This is a genomic window from Bradyrhizobium sp. STM 3562, from assembly GCF_045571435.1.
In the GTDB taxonomy this organism is placed as follows: Bacteria; Pseudomonadota; Alphaproteobacteria; order Rhizobiales; family Xanthobacteraceae; genus Bradyrhizobium.
Map to the genome: position 1 here is coordinate 6,846,185 of NZ_CP120694.1, position 21,154 is coordinate 6,867,338.

Annotated in this window: 19 protein-coding genes; 9 read left to right on the forward strand and 10 right to left on the reverse strand. The window is 59.7% G+C overall.

Features of this window, described 5'->3' with window-relative positions; all coding sequences use genetic code 11:
* Nucleotides 1-26 precede the first annotated feature (26 nt).
* From P6U23_RS31605 to P6U23_RS31620, 4 genes are all read right to left on the reverse strand, one after another.
* On the reverse strand, nucleotides 27-707 hold the full coding sequence (locus P6U23_RS31605; RefSeq protein ID WP_407176280.1) for a nitroreductase family protein: 681 nt from the start codon (nucleotides 705-707) through the stop codon (nucleotides 27-29).
* A gap of 94 nt (nucleotides 708-801) precedes the next feature.
* Nucleotides 802-1,779, reverse strand: coding sequence for an AraC family transcriptional regulator (locus P6U23_RS31610; protein ID WP_407176281.1), 978 nt, complete (start codon nucleotides 1,777-1,779; stop codon nucleotides 802-804).
* A gap of 435 nt (nucleotides 1,780-2,214) precedes the next feature.
* Nucleotides 2,215-2,703: a bacterioferritin gene (gene bfr, locus P6U23_RS31615; RefSeq protein ID WP_407176282.1), complete on the reverse strand. Its 489-nt coding sequence runs from the start codon at nucleotides 2,701-2,703 to the stop codon at nucleotides 2,215-2,217.
* Between the two features lie 160 nt (nucleotides 2,704-2,863).
* Nucleotides 2,864-3,154 carry a hypothetical protein gene (locus tag P6U23_RS31620; protein ID WP_407176283.1) on the reverse strand — a complete coding sequence of 97 codons (291 nt, stop codon included), beginning with the start codon at nucleotides 3,152-3,154 and terminating at the stop codon, nucleotides 2,864-2,866.
* A gap of 227 nt (nucleotides 3,155-3,381) precedes the next feature.
* On the opposite strand from P6U23_RS31620, the gene P6U23_RS31625 reads away from it, so the two are divergent.
* The 5 genes from P6U23_RS31625 to P6U23_RS31645 all read left to right on the forward strand — a co-directional run bounded on the left by P6U23_RS31625 (nucleotide 3,382) and on the right by P6U23_RS31645 (nucleotide 7,596).
* A complete protein-coding gene (locus P6U23_RS31625) occupies nucleotides 3,382-3,813 on the forward strand; it encodes a hypothetical protein (protein ID WP_407176284.1) in 432 nt (143 codons plus the stop codon).
* A 71-nt stretch (nucleotides 3,814-3,884) separates the two neighbouring features.
* Nucleotides 3,885-5,162, forward strand: coding sequence for an MFS transporter (locus tag P6U23_RS31630; protein WP_407176285.1), 1,278 nt, complete (start codon nucleotides 3,885-3,887; stop codon nucleotides 5,160-5,162).
* A 100-nt stretch (nucleotides 5,163-5,262) separates the two neighbouring features.
* On the forward strand, nucleotides 5,263-6,180 hold the full coding sequence (locus P6U23_RS31635; RefSeq protein ID WP_407176286.1) for an NADP-dependent oxidoreductase: 918 nt from the start codon (nucleotides 5,263-5,265) through the stop codon (nucleotides 6,178-6,180).
* 217 nt (nucleotides 6,181-6,397) lie between these two features.
* The gene (locus P6U23_RS31640; protein ID WP_407181652.1) at nucleotides 6,398-7,093 is read left to right on the forward strand and encodes a glutathione S-transferase N-terminal domain-containing protein; all 696 of its coding nucleotides are present in this window, start codon (nucleotides 6,398-6,400) and stop codon (nucleotides 7,091-7,093) included.
* Nucleotides 7,094-7,125: 32 nt separating this feature from the next.
* Complete coding sequence (locus P6U23_RS31645) at nucleotides 7,126-7,596, forward strand: pyridoxamine 5'-phosphate oxidase family protein (protein WP_122401530.1); 471 nt, start codon at nucleotides 7,126-7,128, stop codon at nucleotides 7,594-7,596.
* Nucleotides 7,597-8,370: 774 nt separating this feature from the next.
* Here the strand turns inward: P6U23_RS31645 and P6U23_RS31650 are convergent.
* The 4 genes from P6U23_RS31650 to P6U23_RS31665 form a co-directional block, all read right to left on the reverse strand.
* On the reverse strand, nucleotides 8,371-8,580 hold the full coding sequence (locus P6U23_RS31650; RefSeq protein WP_271587717.1) for a hypothetical protein: 210 nt from the start codon (nucleotides 8,578-8,580) through the stop codon (nucleotides 8,371-8,373).
* Between the two features lie 331 nt (nucleotides 8,581-8,911).
* Nucleotides 8,912-10,147, reverse strand: coding sequence for an ATP-dependent Clp protease ATP-binding subunit ClpX (gene clpX, locus P6U23_RS31655; protein WP_407176287.1), 1,236 nt, complete (start codon nucleotides 10,145-10,147; stop codon nucleotides 8,912-8,914).
* Nucleotides 10,148-10,238: 91 nt separating this feature from the next.
* Nucleotides 10,239-10,826, reverse strand: coding sequence for a hypothetical protein (locus tag P6U23_RS31660; RefSeq protein WP_407176288.1), 588 nt, complete (start codon nucleotides 10,824-10,826; stop codon nucleotides 10,239-10,241).
* 795 nt (nucleotides 10,827-11,621) lie between these two features.
* On the reverse strand, nucleotides 11,622-12,887 hold the full coding sequence (locus tag P6U23_RS31665) for an IS256 family transposase (protein WP_407176289.1): 1,266 nt from the start codon (nucleotides 12,885-12,887) through the stop codon (nucleotides 11,622-11,624).
* A gap of 272 nt (nucleotides 12,888-13,159) precedes the next feature.
* On the opposite strand from P6U23_RS31665, the gene P6U23_RS31670 reads away from it, so the two are divergent.
* Nucleotides 13,160-14,212: a LysR family transcriptional regulator gene (locus P6U23_RS31670; protein WP_407176290.1), complete on the forward strand. Its 1,053-nt coding sequence runs from the start codon at nucleotides 13,160-13,162 to the stop codon at nucleotides 14,210-14,212.
* An 80-nt stretch (nucleotides 14,213-14,292) separates the two neighbouring features.
* Here P6U23_RS31670 and P6U23_RS31675 read toward each other — a convergent pair whose 3' ends face one another.
* Nucleotides 14,293-15,246, reverse strand: a complete 954-nt coding sequence (locus P6U23_RS31675; RefSeq protein WP_407176291.1) for an AraC family transcriptional regulator — start codon at nucleotides 15,244-15,246, stop codon at nucleotides 14,293-14,295.
* 507 nt (nucleotides 15,247-15,753) lie between these two features.
* Between P6U23_RS31675 and P6U23_RS31680 the strand changes: the two genes are divergently transcribed.
* The 3 genes from P6U23_RS31680 (at nucleotide 15,754) to P6U23_RS31690 (ending at nucleotide 18,005) form a co-directional block, all read left to right on the forward strand.
* The gene (locus P6U23_RS31680) at nucleotides 15,754-16,062 is read left to right on the forward strand and encodes a hypothetical protein (protein WP_407176292.1); all 309 of its coding nucleotides are present in this window, start codon (nucleotides 15,754-15,756) and stop codon (nucleotides 16,060-16,062) included.
* A 347-nt stretch (nucleotides 16,063-16,409) separates the two neighbouring features.
* Nucleotides 16,410-16,787, forward strand: coding sequence for a c-type cytochrome (locus P6U23_RS31685; protein WP_407176293.1), 378 nt, complete (start codon nucleotides 16,410-16,412; stop codon nucleotides 16,785-16,787).
* A 684-nt stretch (nucleotides 16,788-17,471) separates the two neighbouring features.
* Entirely contained in the window at nucleotides 17,472-18,005 is a 534-nt protein-coding gene (locus tag P6U23_RS31690) for a DUF1993 family protein (protein ID WP_407176294.1), read from the forward strand.
* Between the two features lie 941 nt (nucleotides 18,006-18,946).
* Here the strand turns inward: P6U23_RS31690 and P6U23_RS31695 are convergent.
* The gene (locus P6U23_RS31695; protein WP_407176295.1) at nucleotides 18,947-21,151 is read right to left on the reverse strand and encodes a molybdopterin cofactor-binding domain-containing protein; all 2,205 of its coding nucleotides are present in this window, start codon (nucleotides 21,149-21,151) and stop codon (nucleotides 18,947-18,949) included.
* Between the last annotated feature and the right edge of the window lie 3 nt (nucleotides 21,152-21,154).

Below are 21,154 nucleotides of genomic sequence, written 5' to 3' on the forward strand. Positions count from 1 at the left end.
CCTTGAATGATTCACTGCGGGGTTGGTTATGCGAAGTGCAGCACATCGGCCACGGGCAGGCGCGGCTTCTGCGGCCAGTTGCCAGGACGCTCCGGCCCGACGGTCAGCAGCATGACGGGGACTTCGTCTTCGGCCAGGCCGAACTCTTTGTGCACGGCCTCTGCATCGAAGCCGATCATCGGTGTCGACCCCAGGCCCAGCGAGCGGGCTGCATAGATGATGGCTGCGGCCCCGAAGGTTGCGGAGCGTACGGCCTCATCGCGCTGGCGCTGCGGATGATCGTCGTACAGGCCGCGCGCAGGCCCCTCCCATTCCGGCACCAGATGCGCCGACATGATTCCGGCTTCCACGACGGGCGCCAGGCGCGCAGGCACGGTGCTGGCATCAGCCAATTGGCCGATGATGATGAAGGTCACGGCTGCTTCGGTGATCGCGGGCTGATTCCAGGCGATCGGAAGCAGCCGCGCTTTTGCTTCGGGTGAGCGCACGGCGACGAAGCGCCAGTTCTGCAGATGGAAGGAAGTCGGGGCTGAAGTACCGATCCGCACCAGGTCGCGGATCTGATCATCGCTCAGGGTAGCGGTCGAGTCATGGTACTTCGCCGCACTGCGGCTCAGTATGGTTTCGATGACGGCATTTGTCGGCAGCGGGCCCGCGAGCCAGCGGGTGTTTTCGTGATAGGCAGCGGTTGTAGCGGTGTTGTTCATTGGGGTGCTCCGTTATCAAGTGATGACGGAGCCAATTTACCGCTGGGTTTGATCGTTTCGAGCCTCTATTGGCTCAAATTGATGCTCAAAAGGATCATTCTGGTGACGACCCAGACTCATCGCCATTGTGCGCCAGTCGGCGCCATTCCCCTGGCGTCATCCCCATCCTCTCCGCAAACACACGCCGGAATGCCGAAACGGATTGATACCCGACCGTCTCAGCCACAGCTTCGGTGCTGATCCCTGGCTTCTTGAGCTCGTTGGCGGCCATGCTCATGCGAAGGTCGGTCAACAAGTCGAGGGCGGAGCGACCTAACTTATCCTGAAACTGGCGCATGAATGTCGCGCGTGACATGCCGCATAGATCGGCTAGGTCGGGAAGCTTCCAAGGTCGCGCCGGATCAGCGAACATCGCCGTAATGGCCGGTGCCAATCTCGGATGGCCAGCAAGGGCCAACAAGCCTTCACTGGATTTTCCGGCTTCGCTCGCGGCGCGTAGAACGAGCGTGAATAGGACCGAAGACAGCGCGTTGAGAATGGCGCGTCCTCCCGCTCTGTCGCCTGAGGACTCCATTCGCATTAGAGCGACCAGCCCAGAAAGTTGACTCGATGCCGACGGGATGTCCTGTTCTCCGTCGCTTTTCAGAGCCCGCACGACTAGGTTTGCCGGCAGGTAGTTGCGGACCAATCGATCATGCGGTGGCACGACGAAAAATCTTCCGCACAGCAGATCGAGTCGCTCACCCGCTTCATCGTTCTCGCTCAACATCCATCCTGCGGAAGCCCTGCTTTGGTGCGTCCTGATCGGCGTTTCGCCGCTGCCGTCGTGCAGCACATGCGCCGAACCGTGAGGGAGCAGCACGATATCCCCGCTCCCAAGCTCCTGCACCGTCCTCGAATCAGGATCTTCGAAAATGGCGCGGCCCTTGACTATGACATGGTACGGGATCTCGTTCGCCGCTGCCCTGGGCCAGATAATTCGCCATGGTGCGCCGTAGGCGCAGCGGACCTCAAGTTGGCCGGTAACGGTGATGATTTGCAGGAGATGACTCAACCAGTCGACTTGAGACATAAGACCTCGAAAACCTGAATTGCCACGCAGCATACCGTATTGCGCCGAGAGCGCTTCTGATTACTACGGCCCGGAGATCAGCTCGTATTTCCCACGATATGTGTTCCTGATCTCATCCTGGCTCCCAAGGCGGACCAGCAAAGACATGAGTGGAGAAAGAAGCCGTGAAATTGAAGTGGTTTCAATTCTGACGAGAGGATGGACGGAATACCCCGGGGCCATTCGTCGCACGGACCCGGTCGACAATCATGGAAAACTCATCATTTGCCGGTGGCGAAACCAAGTCCCCGATGAACCGGCATCCGCGGCGCTGGAACGTCGTGCTCGCTAAAGCGCACGGTCGCGTGCGATCGAGCACAACTGAAGCGCGAGCCGCACCAATCGCTACAGCTGCTCGTCGCCACACTCTTCGATTGCCGTGGACGGCGCAGCAATTCAGTGCCCTTCGGTCTTGAGCCCGCCGACGTGCTTCTGCGTGTAGAGCTCGAGGCCGATGCGGCCGATTAGATCGAGCTGGGTTTCGAGGAAGTCGATGTGATGTTCTTCATCGCTCATCAGCTCCTCGAAGAGGTCGCGCGTGACGTAGTCCTTTACGCTGTGGCAATAGGTCGCCGCTTCCTCATAGAGGGCACGCGCGCTCATCTCCGCGGCGAGATCGCACTCGATAATCTCCTTGACGTTCTGGCCGATGCGCAGGGGATCGAGCACCTGCATGTTTGGGAAACCATCGAAGAAGATGATGCGGTCGGTGAGCTTGTCAGCGTGCTCCATCTCCTCGATGGACTCCTTGCGCCAGACCTTAGCCATCTCTAGGAGACCCCAATTATTCAGGAAGCGGTAGTGCAGCCAGTACTGATTAACTGCCGTGAGCTCGTGACGCAGTGCCTTGTTGAGATACTCGATGACTTTCGGGTCGCCCTGCATGATGAACTCCAAGACTTGGGGCCCGTTCTTGACCCTCGCAAGTTTAGAACGATTCCGACGAAGAACAAGCAGACAGGCATTTTCTGGGCATGAAACCGAGAGGCGCCTGTCCAGCAAATCAAGGGAACCTAGGCTATTTTCGACGCGAGTTTGGGCTCATTCATCCTTGGTCCCACACCGCGTTTCGGGTGTTGTTGAAGGCCCCCTCGATCCCCTTCGCTGAATCCATCTGCGCAAGAAGAGCCGTCATCAGCTGACTATGTGGTTCAGCCAGATCTTGGACGACCTGGCCAGGCGCTGCTGAGCTCAGGATGAGCGCGTTCTCACTCGTTTTAATAGGGGCAATCCAATCGACGACCGCGTCGACAGCTCCGGAGTCATCGATCGCAATCGCGTCAACCTGTCCGGAGAGCAGGATCTCTCTGCCTTCGTGGGTCTGGCTTCCGAACAACGGGGTAGCTCGGGGACGAAGCGCGGCCGTAGCGTCGCGACGTCAGCTAAGCGACTTGCCTTGATCTAAGAACGGGATTGAGGACTGTCGCCGCACAATTCTCCCCGCTATGGAAACCATAAGTACTGGCTATTGGAAACTTTCGTGCCGCGCTGCGACTTTGACAGCCACTCAGTCGAATAACGACCAGGACAATCGTTTCAGCCAACACGAGCAGGAGACCCCTGATGTCCGGATCCAATCCGCTCGCTTCCAAACCTGACGACATTCTCACGTCGCTGCTTGAGCGTTTTCACTCCGACAAGGTCAGCGCGATGATGCCAGTACGTGACCCAAAGCCCATTCTCATCACGAGTGAAGGACGAACTACTACCACCGAAATCGCTGCCCGACTCGAGTGCGATCTCAAGCACGGTTTGCCGCTCAAGGCCAGCGCGCGTCATGTGTACGTTGCCGGCGATTTCGCCTTGATCGTGCTGGATCGGTCAATTGATGGCAAAGGTCTAAGTCGCAAATACGTTGGAGGCTCAGCGAGCGGCGTCGTACGCCGCGCGGATCGACGATGGCAGTACCTGATCGACAATAACCAAAGGACGGCTGTGGCAGCTCTCAGCGATGAAGCCACTCGTCAGCTTGGCGCCGATATCACCGCCAACTAGTGAAGCAAACCAACCGGAGAACTCGGACCTGCGCGCCCGAATTCTTTGGAAGACGATCGATTCGCTACTCGATGCAAAACTTGCCACCAGTGATCAGCCAGTCTCACCGGAGCGGAATGCTCCCGCTGGCATTTTTATCAGCGGTAGTTTCCTTGGTGGTCTCATTCGCTGCTGCGGCCGCTCCGATCCCCCTTTACAACACCTACCGAACAGAAGATGGGTTCACTAACGCCGGTATTTCGATGGCCGTCGTCGCGTACGCCGTCGGCACCATAACCGCACTGTTGGTACTGGGACGGCTTTCCAATCATCTGGGCCGCCGGGTCACTGCGATCACTAGCCTCGGTCTTCTCCTGCTGGGGTGTCTGCTGTTGCTGAATGTGCACGACATCGACACCCTGCTGGCCGGTCGGCTCCTCGTGGGCCTCGGCACCGGGTTGGCTGGCAGCAGCCTGACCTCCTACATCGTCGATGCAGCACCCAGCAGACCGGAATGGTTGGCGTCCGTTGTCACCAGCCAAGGACCGATGCTCGGCGTCGCTATCGGCGCCATAGCATCCGGCGCGCTTGTTGAGTTCGGCCCCTGGCCGCGCGAACTCATCTATTTCGTCTGCGTTTGCCTCCTATTACTGTCTGTTGCACTCGTCGCAATCAGTCCGGAAACAGCAACTCCGACTCCGGGCGCTTGGCGATCGCTGTTACCCCAGGTCAGCGTACCGGCGCGGGTTAGGCATCTGCTCCCTGTCGCGGCGGCGGTGTTTCTGGCTACTTGGGCCAGCGGGGGTTTCTACCAAGCGTTCATGCCTGCGCTTGTACAAGATGAACTCCACACCCGCAGCCCGTTGATCCTCGGGCTAGTGTTCGCTGCCTATATGACCCCCAGCGTTCTCGGCGCTCCCATAGGTGGCTGGTTCACATCCGCGGTAGCCCAACGCGTCGGTATGATCACCTTCGTGGCCGGAATGATCGGCATCAGCACTGCAATCTTAGCCGGCAGACTGGTGTTGTTCATCACCGCGACCATGGTCGCCGGTGCCGGCCAGGGCATCGCCATCAGCGCCGCCACACGCGGCTTGCTGCACGGCAGCACGCTCGCCGAACGGGCACCAATCTTCAGCGCAATCTACCTTCTCTGCTACAGCGGCGCCGCCTTTCCGAGCCTCATCTCCGGGCAACTTTCTAACCTGCTCTCGCTTCCGCAGATCACGCTCGGATACGCCGGACTTGCCGCCGTGGCCACCCTGTTTACCCTTCTCGGTGCACGCAATCCGCACACCGACAGGACCGGGAAAAGCGCGTCCGACGGCTCGACCGCTAGCGGTTCACCAGTACAGGGAACAGTGTCATGAGAATCGTCGCTGTCCTGGGCGCCGCTTTATCCGGATTGAAGCGCAGATTATCGCCGCAACATACCCAGCAATGAGACGAATGACAGAGGAGATCATTCCCATGAAAGCGATCGTTGTGACGGACCAGGCTGCCGGAACGGCCGGGATGAAGCTGGTGGAGCGACCCGAGCCGCAGGCAGCGATAAATGACGTCGTCGTTCAGGTTCATGCGTCTGGATTCACCTCGGGCGAGCTGACGTGGCCTTCGACCTGGACCGATCGCCTCGACCGTGACCGGTCGCCGATAATTCCCGGCCAGGAGCTGGCAGGTATTGTCACCGCTCTCGGCTATGGCACGACCGGACTGTCGGTAGGACAACGGGTGTTCGGTCTCTCGGACTCGTATCGCGGCGGCACCCTGGCTGAGTATGTGGCAGTGGAGGCACGCAATCTCGCACCGCTGCCAGGCGACGTCGAGTTCTCGGTGGGGGCGGCCGTGGCGATGCCAGGCCTGACTGCTTGGCAGGGACTGTTCGAGCACGGTCGCCTTCAGGCGGGGCAGAGCGTTCTCGTCCACGGCGCGGCCGGCGCGGTCGGCTCGATGGCGACGCAGCTCGCACGAGAGGCCGGTGCCTACGTCATCGGCACGGGACGTGCCGCCGACCGTCAGAAAGCGCTCGACTTCGGCGCGCAGGAGTTCGTCGACCTCGAGAACGACGATCTCGAAGGCGTCGGCGGAGTCCATCTGGTTTTCGACGTCATCGGGGGCGAGATCGGTAAGCGGTCCGCCGGCCTGGTTCGAGCCGGAGGAACGTTGGTAACCATCGCCGGGCCGACCGAAGCGCGGCCCGCCGACGGCTTGGCGATCGACTTTGTTCTGGTATCCGATCGCGCGCAACTGGGTGAGATCGTCCAGCGGGTACGGGACGGACGACTGCGTACAAACATCGGCCACATCGCGACCCTTGACGAGGCAGTCGCCGCCTTCAATCCGACGCGGCGGATCAGCGGGAAAACGATCATCCGAGTTCGTCCGTGAGGAAGCAGCGAAGGCGAGCGGTTCTCCCCTCACACATGCATTGTCGGCGCTTTCCCCGCGGGCCGGTGCGTGGGGCAAGCAGTGCCCATCCATCCCGTCGTCTCTCAGCTGATGTCCAAAGTCGTGCCTGGGTACCCATGCTAGCTCGGCTCGCCTCCTGGCGGAGGATTCGCCTTTGCCCCGGCCCGGCGCGGCCCGCTTATCTAGGAGGAAGAAAGTGACCGTTGATCATGCAATCTTTGCGCGCTGGCCGGCGCAGTATCCCGATCGGCTCCAACTCTTTTCCACTTCCACGCCCAACGGAGTGAAGGTCGGCATCATGCTTGAGGAAACGAGCCTTCCTTACGAGCCGCACCGGATCGACATCATGGCGAACGAAACCCACGACCCGGCCTTTCTCGCGCTCAACCCCAACGGAAAGATTCCCGCAATCTACGACCCTGATGGGCCTAGCGGAACACCGCTCGCGCTGTTCGAATCGGGCGCGATCCTCCTCTACCTTGCCGACAAGACCGGACAATTCATCTCGGCCGATCCAAACACCCGTTATGAAACGATCCAGTGGGTGATGTGGCAGATGGGCGGAGTCGGGCCGATGTTCGGCCAAGTCGGGTTCTTCAACAAATTCGCCGGTAAGGCCTATGAAGACAAGCGCCCGCGCGACCGCTACGCGACCGAATCAGCGCGGCTGCTTGGTGTCCTGAACCAACGGCTCGCGGACCGGAACTGGGTGATGGGGGCCGACTACAGCATCGCCGACATTTCGCTGCTCGGCTGGGTGCGCAATTTGATCGGCTTCTACGAAGCACGCGATCTCGTCGGCTTCGACCGCTTTCTTCATGTGCAGGCGTGGCTCACCCGTGGCCTCGCTCGGCCGGCGGTGCAACGCGGGCTGCAAGTGACAGCTGGCTAGAAGCGCTCGCGAAGAACAAGGAGATGGTATCTATGATTGAAATCACTGCCGACATGGAGGCAATCATCAAGCAGGCGATATTGTCGTTTGTGGCGACAGTCAACGAGGATGGAACGCCAAATCTTTCCCCGAAGGCGTCTTTGACGGTAAGAAACGGCGTTCTGTACTTCGCTGACATCGCCTCGCCTCGGACGATATTGAACTTGGAGCGCAATCCCGCTGTCGAAATTAACGTAGTCGACATCTTCCAGAGGCGCGGCTACCGATTCAAGGGCCGTGCGTTGATACTGCCGCCAGAAGATGGCGAGTCCTTGATGATCGCCGACTGGGTTCGGGCGACGAATGGCCTAGAGTATCCTGTCGATCACGTTGTCAAAATCGAAACCACTTCAATCAGCCCGTTGCTATCTCCAGCCCATGTCTTCGCTCGCCCTCCTCGAAGTCAGGATGAAATCAGGAGCACCTACTATCAAAAGTACGGTGTGAAGCCCATCGGGGCATAAGTGCGGGCTCCGCAAAAAAGACCGGTCGGTACCCAGAGGTAGAAAGTCCGCGAACATCCGAACCACTATCTCGATCGCCCACCCAGCGCAGCCTTATCGATGGCCGCCCCACGCTGATGTGAGTTCGGGCGCGAGGCTGCTCGCTGTCTACTGCCTCGACACCGATGACAAGGCGCTTAGCGCGCTCATCAAATGCCCTTAGGACTTAAGAGGAGCGAAGGTCTTTCGTCGTAGGGCGGAAGCGGTCCATGCCGTCGAATTTAACCTGCGACGCCTCAATCGCGACGGTGGGAGCTTCCATGGGCGCGTTTACGAAGTTTCTTTCTTTACTTTCTACTGGACGTGCTTGCAGCTCCTCGGTGGCGTTTCGAAACAATATGACCGTCCCGCGACCGTCGAGGAAAAGTAACCTGTGGAGATAGTGATCGGCGGCATAGGCATCATTAGCTCGAAGATCGTTCTATTCCAGGGCATGACATCGTCGCGGCGTCGTGGGCATCCACATCGTCACTGGAGATGGCCAAAGAGCCACGGCGGGCGCACAGGTGGTCATCTGTATGTCGCTGACGTGACAGCTTAGCTGCCGCCTACGGCGAATACTTCGCTCCGACCAGAAAACTGATCATGACCGCCTTGGTCGAGCTCGGCCGCGCTTATCTCATCCCAGTCCTGGCGAGTTTCCTCATGCCGGCCTGGACCCAAGCAAATTGACTCCTCGCGGATCGAGCGCGGAGTCGCGAAACTATTTGAGGAACAAAATCGGCCCCGGGGACCCTAAGCGCCCCTGCCATCCCTTTTACCGAGCACGCAGCGCCATGCTGCGAGGCGCTCGGTCGGATGCTGATTCATCCAGTCGGCAAGCTGCGGTGCGCCCATCAGGCAGGACTGCATCGAGATGTCAGCGAAGTTCGAGGTGGTGACGGTCTGCTCGTGGCAATTTGCGGGAGAAGACAAGCTGCAGAGTACGGCGATGATCGCGATCATGATGCGCCCCCATCCCGTGATCGATGTCTGCGTCCACGCGCATGTGGCTTGCGCATGCATTGTCCGGCTGGTCGCAGGCGCATTCAGACGGCGGGAAGACGCTGTCATAAATCGCTCGAGCTTCTCGAACAAAGCGAGCTCGCTCTCGCTCCGACTTTGGTGCAAATCGAATGACATCACCCATGTTTCACTCCTATCACAGTACATTATCGTACTATTTAGCGATTTAGGTTCGTTGACGTCGATTTGGGCACCGGAGCAGTAGCAAACGAGGGGGAAGAACAAGTAACGGATCGGATGTTGTAGGCGTCAGTCGTTTGGCCCGGTCGAGTTAGTACGCTATAGCGCTGCTTCCCACCGTGCGCCCCGAGCGATCCGCGTAGATGTAGAGCGGCCGCGCCGTGCCCTCCACGACCTCGCGGGAAATCACGACTTCTTCCACACCTTCCAGGCCCGGCAGGTCGAACATGGTCTCGAGCAGGATCGCTTCGAGGATCGAACGCAGACCACGCGCGCCGGTCTTGCGCTCGATCGCCTTGCGGGCGACCGCGCCAAGCGCCTCGTCGGCGAAGGTCAGCTCGATGTTCTCCATCTCGAACAGCCGCTGGTACTGTTTCACCAGCGCGTTCTTCGGCTCGGTCAGGATCTTCTTCAGCGAGGTCTCGTCCAGATCCTCGAGCCTCGCCACGACGGGCATGCGGCCGACGAACTCAGGGATGAGGCCGTACTTCAGGAGATCCTCAGGCTCGACGTGACGGAAGATCTCGCCCGTCCGGCGATCTTCCGGCGCCATCACCTGGGCGGCGAAACCGATCGAGGTCGACCGGCCGCGGGCCGAGATGATCTTCTCGAGGCCAGCGAACGCACCGCCGCAGATGAACAGGATGTTGGTGGTATCCACCTGCAGGAATTCCTGCTGGGGATGCTTGCGGCCGCCCTGCGGCGGGACCGAAGCCACCGTGCCTTCCATGATCTTCAGCAGCGCCTGCTGCACGCCCTCACCGGACACGTCGCGCGTGATCGAGGGATTGTCGGACTTGCGACTGATCTTGTCGATTTCGTCGATATAGACGATGCCGCGCTGGGCGCGCTCGACATTGTAGTCGGCGGCCTGGAGCAGCTTCAGGATGATGTTCTCGACGTCCTCACCGACATAGCCGGCTTCGGTCAGCGTGGTCGCATCAGCCATCGTGAACGGCACGTCCAGGATGCGGGCGAGCGTCTGCGCGAGCAGCGTCTTGCCCGAGCCGGTCGGACCGACCAGCAGGATGTTCGACTTCGCGAGCTCGACGTCGTTGTGCTTGGTCTGGTGATTGAGGCGCTTGTAGTGGTTGTGCACCGCGACCGACAGGACCTTCTTCGCATGGCTCTGCCCGATGACGTAGTCATCAACCACCTTGCAGATTTCCTTCGGCGTCGGAATGCCGTCGCGCGACTTGACCAGCGAGGACTTGTGCTCCTCGCGGATAATGTCCCTGCAGAGATCGACGCACTCATCGCAGATAAAGATCGTGGGACCTGCCACCAAATTGTGGAGTGTAGTGTTGGTGATTGAGTGAACTGCCATGGCGGCCTCAAACCATATCCAGGGGGTTGTCAACGGGAATACGATCATCTGCCGCCCCGCGCCCATTGTCCTTGCCAGAGAACAGTGAGGGTCAACCGCCGCATTTCGGCGCCAACAGATCGTTGAAAATATTGATCACGGAATCGAGCGCAGTTAACACCCTCGCGCCGTCGACGCCGCCAGCAGCGGCTTGCCGCAGCACCGCGGACTGATAGAATGAGGCGACGTAGACGCGGCAAGACTCGTCTTTGTCGGCCGCATTGGCGGGTTTGCTGTGCACCGTCGCCAAGGCCGCGCGAGCGGTGTTAACATCCTTGTTTAAGTTGGACTCTGCGGCAGGCCCGGCATTAGTAGATGCAATGATCAGAGCAGAGGCGACGAGAACAGTGATTCTTCTCATGATCAGGCTCCAGAATGGCAGGTGTTGCGAGGGACTTACATTTCGGCCGGGCGATAACGCATCCAGGTCTTTCTTTGATCTCCGTTGCGCCAAGCCTAAGGCGATTGTCACGAGCGGCTCAATTGAGCGCCGGTTGAGCTCGGGCACCCAAAAGGGCGCGGGACGACGATCCGAAGGTTTAATGCACTCGAACAAATCGTAGAGTTCGTCCGCTTCGACATCCTGCGACTGCTTTCCTTCCGTCGGACGCCCGCAATCCATGCGGGATTTGCTTCGCAATCAGGCTCGCACCTTCGCGCGAAACCGATTTTCGGCCCGTGCACGATGAGCGGACGATGATAGGTTCCATATTTTCGATGAGGCCGGTTGAAAGAAAAACTACATTTCGTCTTGGAGTTGCCAGCCGACCGTCGCTGGAAGGGCTGAGGCACGCCTTCCCGCGGGGAGAGGGCGCACTCGTCGATGAGGATCGGCCAAATGGAACTTTCGGATCAGATTCGTGACGCGGATTTTCGCCTCTAGCTGGCCCTTAAGCGGCGGCCGCCGTGGCGGGTACGGCGGGCAAATCCCTCATTCTTCCTAAAATGTAGAAGGATCAATCATACAGCTTCCGAGGGTACTCGTGGCCCCTCTGGACTACGAGAGCACGCGCGCCCGACACGCTCTCGGACCTCACGCACCACTCGGTGATCGTCAGTCCGGCGCACTCATCGCCGACTTCTCCTTACGAAAAGACGGCCGTGTCGCCTCCGAGCGCGTTGAGAGTCAGCTCGCGATCACCACCAGCGAAGGAGCCACAGCAAGCGCCGTCGCCGGGCTAGGGATTGCCGCGTCGAGCGAAATCAGCGTGCGAGCAGCTGGAGACTGGGCAGCTCGGTACGGGTGCTGCCTGAATGGGGTTTCGGCTCGATCGAACTGAATGCGCTCTTCGTGAGGGGAAAAAGACCATAAAGCCTGCCGCAGGGCATTTGCCGATTCCTCGTCAGGGAGCTCCGCCCACCTCGCTGCGGGTGCCGTCCGGGATGTGGTTGGAATGTGGAGTGGCGCAGCCTCCGACATCGTGAAGCTATCTGATTACGCGGCGAGGTCAATTGGCTGATCGATGGGCTTTGTGGCAAGTGTTTTCCAGCCATCGACCTTGCGCATGTTGATCTGGCCGGAGGCGAGCAAGGCCCAGAACAACATTGCCGCGGTGTCCGCTGATGGCAACACGGTCTGCGTCTTGATCCGTCGCTTGAACTCCTCGTGCAGCCGCTCGATGGCGTTCGTTGTGCGTGCGCTCTTCCACTGACTTGGCGGCAGTCGGGTGAAGGTGAAGAGACGGTCGCCGACTTCCTGCAGGCTGTCGGCCACCGCACGATGCTTGAGCCGCCATTTGCGGATGAAGGCCTTGCGTCGCGCCTCGATCTCCTCACGCGTCGCCGCGTAGATCATGTCATTGTAGTCGGCGGTGATCTCCTCGTGCAGGCGCTCGGGCGCATGCGCCAGCAGGTTCCTGTGCTTGTGCACGGTACAGCGCTGCACCGGCACGCCATCCCACACGGCGGCAATTGCAGTCTCAAGCCCGGGCGCGCCGTCGACAATGAGGAATTCGGGACGGCGCAGCCCACGGCGGATGAGATCGTCGAGCACAGCACGCCAGGCTTCGGTGCTCTCGCTGCCCATACTCTTGATCGCGAGCAACACCTTCTGACCGTCCGCATGCACCCCGATGACGACCAGCAGCGAGATGGCTGTCGCCTTGCGGTCGAGCCGTACTCGCACCACGGTGCCGTCGAGGATCAATCGCACGATCGGTTCTTCGGCCAGCGAGCGGGCATTCCAGGCGTCCCAATCGCTCTTCACCTTGCGCCACACCCGGCTCACCGTGTCCTTGCCGACGGCGCCGGCGAACAGAGCGCTGAGCGCGCGGCGCACACGGCGCGTGTTGGTGCCGGCCAGGCAGCAGCTGGCGATCAGCGCATCGGCGGCCAGCGTGCGGCGCTGGTAGGCCCGTAGCGACTGGCTCTTCCACTCGGTGGTCTTACCGTCGGCCGTGTTGAGCCGCGCCCGCGGGACCGCGATCTCAATCGGCCCGAAACTGCCGATCAGCGATCGCGGCCGGCTGCCGTGCCGATGACCCGCCATGCCGGGCTTTCCCTCATGGCCGACCTTCCTGGTGCGTTCGTAGCGCGGACGGGCAAGGGCCGCATCAAGCTCACCGCGGATCAATTCCTCAATAAATTCCCGCGCTCGTTCTCGCACAGCAGTTTCAATCGGATCGAACCAATCGTCGAAAAGCTGGGGAGCCGTCTCTCCTTCACACTGCGGGGCATGCGACTTCGTGATATTGCTGCTCATGGCGTGGTCTCCGGTCCGGCGCTCTAACGCCGGATGATTCGAGGTTGATCACCTCGGAGACTACGCCACCCTCAATTCCTACCAACCCCGCGACGGGACCTCGCTGCGCACTAGCCCGGCTCTCAGAGCCTCCAGAAAGCGTGTCCGTGCGTCCAAACCAATAGACTGGGCCGTTCCAACGTGTGCATGCAAGTGGCATCCATATGCCGTCATTTCGACGGCCCCCCGTCACGGCGTCATGTGCAAAGACAGGAGCAAGTTATCGGAGACCCATGGAGCTTCATCAAGTTCGCTATTTCCTCGCGGTCGCGTCCACGCTTAACTTCACCCGCGCGGCCGAGCAGTGCAATGTAACACAGCCCGCTTTGACCAAGGGGATCCAGAAGCTGGAGCAGGCACTCGGGGGCCCGTTGATTTATCGTGAGCGCCAGCTGACGCAGCTCACCGACCTCGGGAAGGAGATTCTTCCGATGCTGGCGCGCACACTGGCGTCGGCAGAAACGGCACGTCGCAGAGCTAAAGAATTTCAACGCAAGGAGATCGCGCCACTCAAGATCGGCCTCGCCCCCTCTATCTCGCCTTCGCTCATTGTCGATCTGATCACTGAGATTGCAAAGTTCGTCGCAGGACTTAATGTCGAGCTGCGCGAGGGCACGGCGGAGAAGCTCATCGACCTGCTGCTTGAGGGGAAGATCAACGCCGCAATCGTCGGGGACGTGCAGGACATACCCGCCCGCATCGACGACTGGTTGCTCTTCGAAGAGCGTTACGTCGCGGTTCTGGCGCCGACACACCAGCTCGCAAATCGTCCCACGATTGGAATTGACGACCTCCGCGAGACCGTCTTGCTGGAGCGCGTCGGATGCGATGTCGCCCCAAAGATTCAACGGTCGTATTTCCCCAAGGAACCGCCGCATCTGGGCCACTGCAGCGGTCACGACTTGCACCTCCAGTACCTGGCCGCCGCTGGCTTCGGCGTGGTACTCGCGCCCGAGCACATGCCATGCCTTCCGACGCTCAAGACTATTCCGCTCGAAGGCGACCCGATTTCGCGGGAGGTGCGGCTGCTGGCCGTGCAGGGGCGCCGCTACTCGCCGGCGCTGGACGCTTTTATCAAAGTCGCGAGGTTTCGAGACTGGTCGATCGAAGTCCGCCAGAATGAAATGCCGCATGTAAGGCTCCCAGAGGTGGCGAGCGCGCCCGCACCGGCGAGCACGCAGAAGGCGAGCGGCTTACAGCGCATCGATCCCACAGCCAGAGACCTTACGCGGTGCAAACGAGCTAAGACGCTCGCCTGCGTCCGCACCGACCCGAGAGGGCACTGAGTTGATCGAGCTCGGGTGTCATCACAAGGCCGCGATGAGCTCGCCGGCGGCGGCGCCAACGCTCTTGCGGACGAAGATTCTCACGCGGCATCGGATTGCTCGATCGTATCTTCAGTTGGAGCAGCCCTTGAGGACCGTGCGCTCTGCGCTTTGGAGCGGTATTCTGAAGGGTCGCTGCCGTAGTACCGACGAAAATTGCGCGTAAAGCTGCTCCGGCTTAGGTAGCCGACGTTTAGGGCGACTTGGTCGATCGATAGCGCGTTGGCTGAGAGCAGGTCAGCAGCGAGGCGCATCCTAAGGCGGCGCAGGAGTGACATGGGCGCCTCACCGAAGGCAGCGGAGAACCGCGCCATGAAAGCTGAGCGGCTGAGACCGACGGCCTGCGATAGATTTTGTACGGTGTGCGGAAAGGAGGGGCGCGAGGCCATCTCGGCGAAAGCTCGTGCGATCGGCGGGTCGCTTAAGATCGCGAAGCGCTCCACCCAGGTTTTCTTCGAGACTAAGGAACGTCGAAGCAGCGCGAGCAACACGAGCTTCAGCAGCACCGCCGACATTGGTCCCACACCGACGTCCTGGGCCGCGAGCTCGGCTATTGCGCAGGCTATCACCTGGTCGAGTTGGTCATGTGCCTCGAACGTCTCGACAATGGGCGTTGCAAGGGATGCGAACAAGTCCAGTGCCGGGCCGTAGGTGGCTCGAAACATGCCGCACGCAAGCACCAGTGTCGGCTTGCCATCGCCGATGGTGTGCCGGTACGACGAGCCGGGCGTGAAGAGGCCGTCGCCGCCCTTGCCGACCTTCCGTAGTGTGGTCGGGCGCTCCGTGGCGACAATTGTCATTGCTCGTCCAGCTGGGACTATCACCAGTGTATGCGGCGTCAGGCGGATGGGCGTTTCGCCGTCCAGGACAATGAACCCGACGCCTCGAAGACAGTAGTGGATGGTGGTGGCATCCCCGCAGGCGACGGCCAGGTGAGCCCCCGTCGCAAGCACGCATTGCGATAGCCTGACGAAGGTGACGTCCAATGTGGCCATCAACTTGTCGAGGTCTTGTCGCGATATACGCCAGAATGGCTCACCTGCCACGTCCAAAACGCCTTTATGTTGCTCAGGTTCATGAGCTCAGCTCGCCACGGCGAGAGAACACATCTCGCAAGCAGCCAATCTCGCGACCGAGCGAAGGGTCCTTCCGCGCTTAACCTGATCTGGGATTTTGATTGGTTCGGTCTTGGTTGCCTTCGACTGAACACGCAGGACAAATAGCCACTTGCGGCTGACCCAGTAGGGGTGACAGCCGAATTAGATATATTCATCCGTAACATGAATGAGCCCGCTGGGCGTCTCAACGATTTGAGATATACTTTATGAATTCACGCGAAAGCACGCCCACGCACGTCAGGAAGCCCCGAACCGCCATCGCCCAGATGGCTTCGTCACGGGCCGATCGTACGCACGGGTTGTCGGACCCGCACGTCGTGCTGTCACCGCGGACTGCTTGGTCCCCCTCGCAACGCGTACGCGACGAATCGTAAGGCGAGTAGGATGAGCGCGTTCCAGATCAAAAGCCGCGCGCGGGTGAGTATTACCGTGGTTAAAGGCGCGCACTTGTCGCGATCTCGTCGTTTCGGCCGCGACCGTCACCGAAGCCAATCCGGGCCGATTTGGTGCTTTCCTACCTGTTTCCCCGCGAAGCGCTGGATCCGGATCCATTATCTGAAGCGCGAGCTGGAAGGAGTGCTCGCGCATGACGTTTTGAAGCAGCCCCGACGGGAAAGAGTGATCGCGAATTGCTCTTTTTATGTCGTCCTACGTCACGGCACCTCGAGTACCAGCACATTCTTTGACGGCTGATCGCTGTCGGGCCCGACCGCAGGCGCCCACAGGCCTCTTGGACGATATCTCACGCCTATCGAATGCATGTCCAAAAGGAATTTCTCATTTTGTCCCCTGTATCCGATCCTTCGGTGTGGCGGGCGGCCGAGCGCACGCGGCCGTCCCGTTAAGGACTGAAACTATCGCGCGATTCGCCGTGACGCCCGCGGGCGGCGAAGGATGCGCAATGAAAGTACCCATTTAGGCCTGGCTGTAGCCGCGCCTATTGGTCCACTAGGCGCACCACCCGCTTCGACTCGGAGACGATCTCAACGAATTCGCGCAGCCGCGCCACCTCTGATCCCGATCAAAAAAGGATGTTCGTAATGAACAGCGCAGGAACACTTCGTGCGATTCTCGCGGCTCTCTTGTTTGCGGGAGCCGCCGCCAATCCAGGCCACGCGCAGGACGCCGCGCACGGAAAGACCATCTTCCAAGCTTGCGCAACGTGCCACGCTACCGATCAGGCCAATCGTGTCGGGCCTGGCCTGGGAGGAATCATCGGCAGAAAGGCGGGTACGGCTCCCGGGTTCCCCTACAGTGACGCGATGAGGAAGTCCGATATTGTCTGGGATACGAAGATCCTCGATGCGTATCTGGAATCACCCCAGAAGGTAGTTCCCGGAAACAAGATGCCCTACGCCGGGCTGAAGAACCCGACGGACCGGGCTGACCTCGATGCCTATCTTGCGACGTTGAAGTAGCGGATCGTTGGGCGAGACCCTTGGCAGGGCACGGCCCACTTGAACGTCTAAGCATCTTTTTACTGCCGCCTCGTCTGCGCAGGCATCCGAATTGCCTGATCCCATGTCTGCTGAGCAAAGGAGACGGTACGTGGAAGAAACAAGCGGCCATGAGCCGCTTTGAAATGCTCTCGGCGACGGTGGCCTCGCAGTGGCCTACCACAAACTCGAAAGATAGGCGCATCGTTCTGCTCCACACCCGCAGGAGCTAAATGGCCTGGGACACGTATCACGATAGGCGGGTGGCGTTTTCGAAGTGTTGCGAGTCGACGGAAACCAGTGATCACGAAGCGCCCCTTCATGTCTTTCTACGCCGCCCTACACCGCGAGTATAGCGCACTTCTCGCTCGCTGATCGATAAGGGCAAGATGCGCGCGCGTGTGTTCGGATCGCGACTATTTCCCTTAATCATGAAATGCATGCCCAAAGGGTATTTCCAATTACGCCGGCCCCGTCCGATGTTGAGATCCGCTACGCAGGCCGAACAAGCGCGGAGGCTCCAAGACGTTGCGCCTCGCCGCGCGATAGCAAAGGCTACGATTTCATTGAGCGGCCGCATGCGCAGAGTGGTAACCACTCACTTCGCTTATCGAGCTATCGGGTCCGACTGACGTGCGGACTACAAACGAGCGCGAGAAAATCAGCGTGTCATTCTCGGTCTACGAAATCACAGTTCCCGTCATGGTACATGGACTGAACGTGATGGACGATTATCTCGATGACGCTAAGGCGCTTGAATTGTTCAAGGGGTTTGAGGCGGGACGAATTCTTGGCGAGCGTCTCGCGCCCGACATGCTCACATTCGGAGAGCAATTCTCCGTAAGCTGTAACAAGGTCGAGAGGCATATGGCGAATTTGATGCAGCACGATCGACCGGCATTCCGTAACACCCCGATAGTGTATCCCGCGTTGAAGGAACGTCTCACTGAGACTCGAGCCTTCCTGCAAAATGTTCAGCCGAATGAGATGGCCGGTGCGCAGTCCCACACATACGAACTTACGCCGCCTATTGCTCGCGGCTGGTTCGGCGGCGACGACTATATCCGGCACCTCGTGCTACCGGACTTCTTTTTCCACATCTCGATTGCGCACGCGATTCTGCGGCAACTCGGAGCGAAGATCGGGAAGCGAGACTATCTCGGCAACCTCTCTCAGCAGAGCGGTGGTGACTACTCGTGAGAGGCGGGCGCAATGTGCGGCACGGGCCGGAGCCCTTCAAGGCAGGAAAGCACGTTTACGGGATGCCGATGGTGAGCGAGTTACATAGGTCGTCGGCGAACTGCAAGCGAAGTTGAATTCGAGGCTACTGTAAGCGAGTTGGGAGCCACGAGAATTGATCTCACTAAGCGTCTTGGCACAGGTGCAAATTGCGGCGTCCTGTTCGGGGGCCGTCGGCTGCGACATCAAACGGCTGCCCAGCGTCGAGATTGGCTTGAGCGACGACCGGCAGCAGGTTCGAACGCTTGCGACCTCGCTTGCGGCCACTGTAGCGTCGTTCCCGTGCGCCAGTGCCTTTTTGACAGCGAAACGGTCGACGAAGCGAGCCAGACTTGCACTGCGGTACCATCCGCCGCCGAGCTTTTCGAAATCTCCCCTGCCTGAACTGCTTCGTCTAAAAACCTAACTATGCTCCAAATGGGCTAATGACAAAATCGGCGAGCCAGTTCGCCAGTTCATACTGAAGCGTTTCATTGATTGGAAACCACTCCCCTCTTCGTGGTTCGTAAGGCGCTCGGAACAACTATCGTTAAGCTGATAGATCCCATGGAGCCCGGAGTGGGCTAGCCTACAAACCGCTCATCCAGCAACTTTTGGACATTGTGCAGACGAGACCTGATCGTCTGGGATCTGAGGGCAGAGTTGACAAGTCAGCTCTCGCTTTATATGTCAACAACGCTTGCCATCAGTGCGGTGCGTAGCCCATGGGGGCAACGCGCCCGTCGACCGTTGCAAGATCCATCCAGCGCTCCTGCAGCCACTTCTTGCTACCATTCTCGCAGCGCCGTACCATCTGAGCCAAGCCCTTGAATGGTGCATTCCACGGAATCGTCTCGTTTGGGCCCACTCGGCTCTGCACCGTCGTCCCCGCGCACGCTGCGGCGCGCCGGGATAGGCAAGGACTATGACGACGACTTCAGCGAATCCGTATCGATCGGCAGGCTGCGTACACGTTTGCCGGTGGCGGCGAAGATCGCATTAGTCACGGCAGCACTGACAATGGCCGTCGGAGCTTCACCGATGCCACCTGGAGCTTCTGCGTTCCTAATCAAGTGCGTCTCCACCACCGGCACTTCGTCGATGCGCATCGGCAGATAGCTATCGAAGTTGCTCTGCTCGACGCGCCCATCCTTGAAAGTGATCGAGCCATGAAGCGCGGCGCTTAGCCCGAAAATCGTTCCACCCTGAACCTGTGCTTCGACCGTATCGGGATTGACGCACATGCCACAATCAACCGCACAGACGATCCGCTTGACTTTGACGGAGCCGTCGGCCGCCACTTCCACCTCGGCGACCGCCGACAAGTAACTTCCGAATGCGAATTGTACCGAAATCCCGCGGCCATTCCGGGCTGGAAGTTGCGATCCCCAGCCTGCTTTTTCCGCGGCAAGGGACAGAACAGCAAGCGCTCGCGGATTGTGACTAAGCAATTCTTTGCGATAAGCGACAGGATCCTGTTTCGCGGCATGCGAGAGCTCATCCATGAAGCTTTCGACTACAAAGACATTGTGAGTCGGTCCGACACCGCGCCAGAAAGCAGTCCGAACACCAGGGGGTTCGACCCGGACATAGTCCACATGGATATTGGGCAGCGCATAAGGCCCGACCGCGCATTCTACGGCATCGAGGTCTACTCCATCCTTGAACCAAGAGGGAATATATCGAGCGGTAATCGAGGAGCCGGCGATCCGATGCGTCCAAGCGATTGGCTTGCCGGCCGCATCAAGTGCAGCCGATAGCCGATCGAAGTAGTAGGGCCGATACATGTCGTGCTGGATGTCTTCCTCGCGGCTCCAGATCACCTTCACTGGGCCATCGACGTGCTTGGCGATCTTGACGGCCAGCACCGTGCCATCCGCCTCCAGCCGTCGGCCGAAGCCACCGCCAATCAGATGATTGTGAATTTTGATCGCATCCTTTGACAGGCCGGTGAGTTCGACGACCAGAGACTGTGTGAGCGCCATCGCCTGCGTCCCAACCCAGATGTCGCAACGATGCTTCTGCAGATGAACGGTGCAATTCATCGGCTCCATCGCCGCGTGGGCGAGGAAAGGTACCTGATAAATGGCGTCAAGCCGTTGCGCCGCCTTCGCAAGAGCCTTCCCTGCATCGCCATCATTGCGGGCAACCGCGCCCGGCTTTTGGGATTCTTCCTCCAATTGTTTGACGATGTCGGCGTTGCTGATCTTGCCATTCGGCCCATCGTCCCACGTGATGATGGCAGCCTTGAGCCCCTTCTTCGCCGCACCGAAGTGATCCGCCACCACGGCAACTGCTTCATCGATATTGATCACCTGTCGGACGCCCTTCACCGCCAGTGCTGCCTTCTCGTCCACGGTTTTCGCCTTGCCACCGAGTACGGGCGAAATAGCAACCGCAGCAACCTTCATTCCCGGCAATCGCGTGTCGATGCCGTAGAGCGCGCGCCCATCGACCTTTATAGATGAATCCACGCGCTTGGCACGCGTGCCGATCAGGGCGAAGTCCTTCGGATCCTTTAATTTCACGTTTGCCGCAGGCGGAACGGGCAATTTCGCCGCAGCTTTTGCAAGCGCGCCGTAGGTCAGATGCTTCGAGGCCGAGGCATCGAAAACGACGCCATCCTTGGCTCGGCAAGTCGCTGGATCGACATTCCAGCACTTTGCGGCAGCGGCAATCAGCAGATTGCGGCCCACCGCCCCTGCCTGACGCAGCGGCGTCCAGAAGGCACGTACAGAGGAGGAAGCACCTGTAGTTTGAATGTGCAGGAACGAGTTGGCGTAAAGCGTATCATTTGCCGGCGCATGCTGGACCTGAATTTGGTCAAGCTTCACTTCCAGTTCTTCAGCCAGAAGCATCGAGAGCGCAGTGTAAACCCCCTGTCCCATCTCGGCCATCGGCATGACCAGGGTCACGCCGCCGGTTGGATTGATCCGTATAAATCCATTCGGCGCGAACGCACCCGTGACCTCATTTTCGACCACCCGCGAAGCAGGCGCCGCGAAGACGGATTCCGTGCTTGCACCGGTCAGCGCAAAACCGAGCAGCAAGCCTGCGCCCTGTAGAAGAGCGCGCCGCGACATCGCCGTTCCATCGACGATCTGCTCTCTCGTAATAGGTCCTTTCATGAT